The organism is Pseudooceanicola sp., from assembly GCF_029213205.1.
GTDB lineage: Bacteria > Pseudomonadota > Alphaproteobacteria > Rhodobacterales > Rhodobacteraceae > Pseudooceanicola.
Genome location: NZ_JARGNH010000057.1, coordinates 1 through 3,819, shown reverse-complemented (window position 1 = coordinate 3,819; position 3,819 = coordinate 1). Strand labels below are relative to the sequence as shown.

The 3,819-nt window shown below is 63.0% G+C and carries 3 protein-coding genes; all 3 read left to right on the top strand.

The genetic code is table 11. The features are described from left to right. The first annotated feature begins 154 nt into the window (after positions 1 to 154). From P1U48_RS18095 to P1U48_RS18085, 3 genes are read left to right on the top strand one after another with little or no spacing between them, the layout of a single operon-like run. Positions 155 to 1,801, top strand: a complete 1,647-nt coding sequence (locus P1U48_RS18095; RefSeq protein WP_301070731.1) for a Mu transposase C-terminal domain-containing protein — start codon at positions 155 to 157, stop codon at positions 1,799 to 1,801. Further along, a complete protein-coding gene (locus P1U48_RS18090; RefSeq protein ID WP_301070729.1) occupies positions 1,794 to 2,672 on the top strand; it encodes a TniB family NTP-binding protein in 879 nt (292 codons plus the stop codon). The genes P1U48_RS18095 and P1U48_RS18090 overlap by 8 nt, the downstream gene beginning before the upstream one ends. Beyond that, positions 2,669 to 3,688: a TniQ family protein gene (locus tag P1U48_RS18085; protein WP_301070728.1), complete on the top strand. Its 1,020-nt coding sequence runs from the start codon at positions 2,669 to 2,671 to the stop codon at positions 3,686 to 3,688. Before P1U48_RS18090 ends, P1U48_RS18085 begins: the two co-directional genes overlap by 4 nt. Positions 3,689 to 3,819: the final 131 nt, after the last annotated feature.

The window sequence follows — 3,819 nt, the reverse complement described above, 5'->3', positions numbered from 1 at the left end:
TGTCGGTCTGCCGGAATTTCTGAGACTGCGTTCCATTTGTTTTCAATAGCTTGCCTGTGTCGCATTTCTGAAACCGATTCAGGGTATGTGAGACTGGACGCCGATTTGAGTCACCATTGGTGAGACTATCCGGCATCCATGCACTGAGTAAGTTATGTCCGATAATTTTCCAACTGACAAGGATTGGGAAGAGGCCGAGTACCGCGCCCGAGTGATCGGGGAACTGCCGGCCCAGCTCACTCAGGGCAATGTCGACTGGGCAATGCGTCAGTTGAATGTCAGCCGATCCACGGTCTTTCGTCTGGTAAAGCAGTTCCGCGAGGACGGGCGGACCAGCGCACTTCTGCCGGACACACGGGGGCCCAAACCGGGCATGCAGCCGCTGAACCCGGCGGTGGAAGTGATCGTGTCCCGCCACTTCAAGGAGCTTTATGCCACGCGCCGCAAATCCACCAAGACGCGGTTCTGGCGGGAGGTGGCTGCCGATTGTCGGTCTCAAGGGCTGGCACCGCCCTCGATCCGGCGTTTGGGGCGCTGGCTGGAGCAACATGACCAAGCGAAACTGATGGCCCGGCGAGAGGGCAAGGACAAGGCCGAGCGGCGCTATCTGGCCACGCCTGGGGGACTGGTCGCCAACGATCTGCTGGATATCGTCCAGATCGACCACACCAAGGCTGACGTGACCGTGGTCGACCCGGTGACGCGTCGCCCGCTCGGTCGTCCGACGCTGACGGTCGCGATCGATGTGAACACCCGCATGGTTTTGGGGTTTCATCTGTCGCTGGAGCCGCCATCGCTGCTGGCCGTCGCACTGTGTCTGACCCATGCGGTGATGGACAAATCGCATTGGCTCACTGCGCGGGGTATCAGCACGGAGTGGGCTGCACAGGGTATCCCGAACGCGATTTACGTGGACAATGGCGCGGAGTTCCATGCCCGGGCTTTTCAGCTTGCCTGTTCCGAATACCAGATCGACCTGCAGTACCGTCCGCCCGGCACGCCGCGCTATGGCGGCCATATAGAGCGCCTGATCGGCACGATGATGGGCGCGATTCACCTGCTGCCGGGCTCGCATTTCTCGAACATTTTCGAGCGCGGCGATCTCGACGCCGAGGTCGAGGCGGTGATGACGCTCGGAGAGCTGGAAACCTGGCTCGCTTTCGAGATCACCGGCTCCTACCATGCGCGGGTCCACAGCGTGCTGGAAAAGACGCCGTCAGCAGCCTGGGCGGCGCAGGCGGATGAGACCAAGCTCCGCATGCCGGTCGATCTCCGGCAGTTCTTGGTCGATTTTCTACCCTCCGAGCAGCGGGTTTTGCAGCGCGACGGCCTGCATCTCTTCCACATCCGCTACTGGGCGGACGAGTTGCGCTGGCTGATGGGCCGGGAAAGCCGCAAGTTCACGCTCAAATACGACCCGCGCGATCTTTCGCGCATCTTCGTGCTGACAGAGAACGGGATCATCGAAGCCCGACCGGCGGATCTGACTCGGCCTGCGGTCACGCTCTGGGAGCACCGCGCGGCGCGACGCGCTTTGCGCGAGGCCGGGCGCCGGTCGGTAGATGAGGAACTGATTTTCAGAACGATCGAGGCGCAGCGCGACCTCGTCGACAGCGCCGAGCGGCAGACTAAGGCGATACGACGCCATCAGGCGCGGCGGTCGCATCTCGCCCCTCTGCAGATGATCGATGTGACACCGGATATCGCCGCGCGAGATGCCCTGCCTGCGCCGGAAGGGGAGGGGAGCCCGTTCCTCAGCCATCCCGGCTTCAAGGTCGAGGAGTGGTACGACGATGACTGAGTTCCCGCATCTCTATCCGGGAGCCGGCAAGATCGCCGCGCTCAGCGCCGAGGAGCGCATTCATAGGATTCGCGCCGACCGCTGGATCTCCTATCCCAGGGCTGAGGCCGCCTTGGAGAAGCTGGAAACGCTGATGTCGTTTCCCGAGCGCGCCCGCATGCCGAACCTGCTCATTGTCGGCGACAGCGGCATGGGCAAGACGATGATCATCGAGAAGTTCACCCGCGATCACGCTTCAAGCTTCGACGACACCAGCGGACGGTTGCATATGCCAGTTGTCGCCGTGCAGATGGTGTCTGGGCCAGATGAATCGCGCTTCTACCGCCGGATCCTGGCCGCGATCGGCGCCCCGGAGCCGCCGAGGGCGACGCTGTCCGTCCTGGAAAGCCTGGCCTTGCGACTGCTCGCCGAATTGCGTCCGGGGATGCTGGTCATCGACGAGATTCACAGCCTGCAGGCGGGGACGATCCGCGAACAGGCACGATTCCTGAACATGCTGCGCTTTCTGGGCAACGAGCTGCGCATCCCGCTGGTCTGTGTCGGTACAGCGCAGGCTCGCAACGCGCTGCGCACCGATGATCAGCTGGTGCGCCGTTTCGAGGCCTTCGCGTTGCCGCCTTGGCGCGAGGGCGAGGATCTGAACGGGCTGATGAGCACTCTCACGCGCACGCTGCCGCTTCGGCGCCAAAGCCAGATCGACGAGAAAGCACTCACGCGGATGATCAAGGTGACTGGCGGCATCACCTCGGGCATCTTTTCGATCTTGTCGCAGCTGGCGATCGCCGCCATCGAAAGCGGCGAGGAACGCATCCTCTCGCGCGATATTCTAGGCGGCGACCGGTTGCAGGCGGTCCTGGGAGAGCCGGTGTGACGGCGCACGGGCGCCTGCCGGTTGTCTACCTCCCCGAGGCGGACGAACGGCTGTCTTCCTGGGCCGCGCGCATGGCCCCGTTCTACGCCCTGACGGTTTCCGAATTCGTCGCCGCGCTTGGCCTGAAGGGGCACGACGTGTTCGACCTGGAATGGCGTCTTTCGGAAGGGCAGGGGGCTCTGATCGCGGCTCGGACCGGCCTTTCGCCCGAAGCGGTGCAGGCCATGACTTTTCGGGAGTTGGGGTCTGCGGCGCGCTTGATGATCGCGCGGAAGAACCGGTCTCCGTGCCCGCACTGTCCCGAAGGCCTGCATCGCAAAGCCGCCGCGCTGCCGTGGCGATTTCGCTGCCCGGTGCATGGTGTGGAGTTTCGGGACGCCACCGGCGAGACCCTGTCAGACCGGTTCGGTTCGGATCGCTTCAAGCAACTTGAAGGGCATGCCGAGGCCGGTGCCGCGCATCTCGATGCTTGGGCGCGCGGCGCGGGGCAGGGCGACCTGGAAGCGCCCGAAGTGCTTCAGGTTCTGACGGCGCGGCATCGCCGCGCCTCGCCGCCGAACGTTTGCGAGCAGCCACGAATGTCTCTGAAAGACCGGCGGGACTACCATGATTTCCTGGCCACGCCGATCCTCCGGCAGGCGCTCACGGTCGTAGTTCCCGAATACGATCAGGTGGCTCCGGTGCTGGCAAAGCCGGTCCGCCCCGGGTTGCACAGCCTGGCGCAGGGCTCGCTCTTGCAGGGTTTCGCGTTGACCGTCGGGATCGGCCGGATCGTAGAAGACCCTGTCAACCAGGCGATCTCGGTTTTGCTTGCCAGCGACGCGGACGGGCAGGGGCGAGTTCGCGAGGCGATTAGCCCATGGCCTCTCTCGTTGAGGCGAAGCATCTCGGCCCGGTTCTGGCGCGCTGAGCGCGACGAGAGAGCACGCCAGTCTGCCGAAAAAGCCGCGAGACAGCGCCAGTCTCACAAATACCGACTCATCCAGTCTCATAAATACCGGTACAGAATCTCATGAACCCCGGCTCGTTTTTCAGGGAAGTGCTTGAATCTCATGAATTCCAGCTATCCGACATCGATTTCTCGGTGTTTTCTGACATGCCGCTGAGCATATTCTTTTATGTCCGATAATGCAAACTTATTGGACAT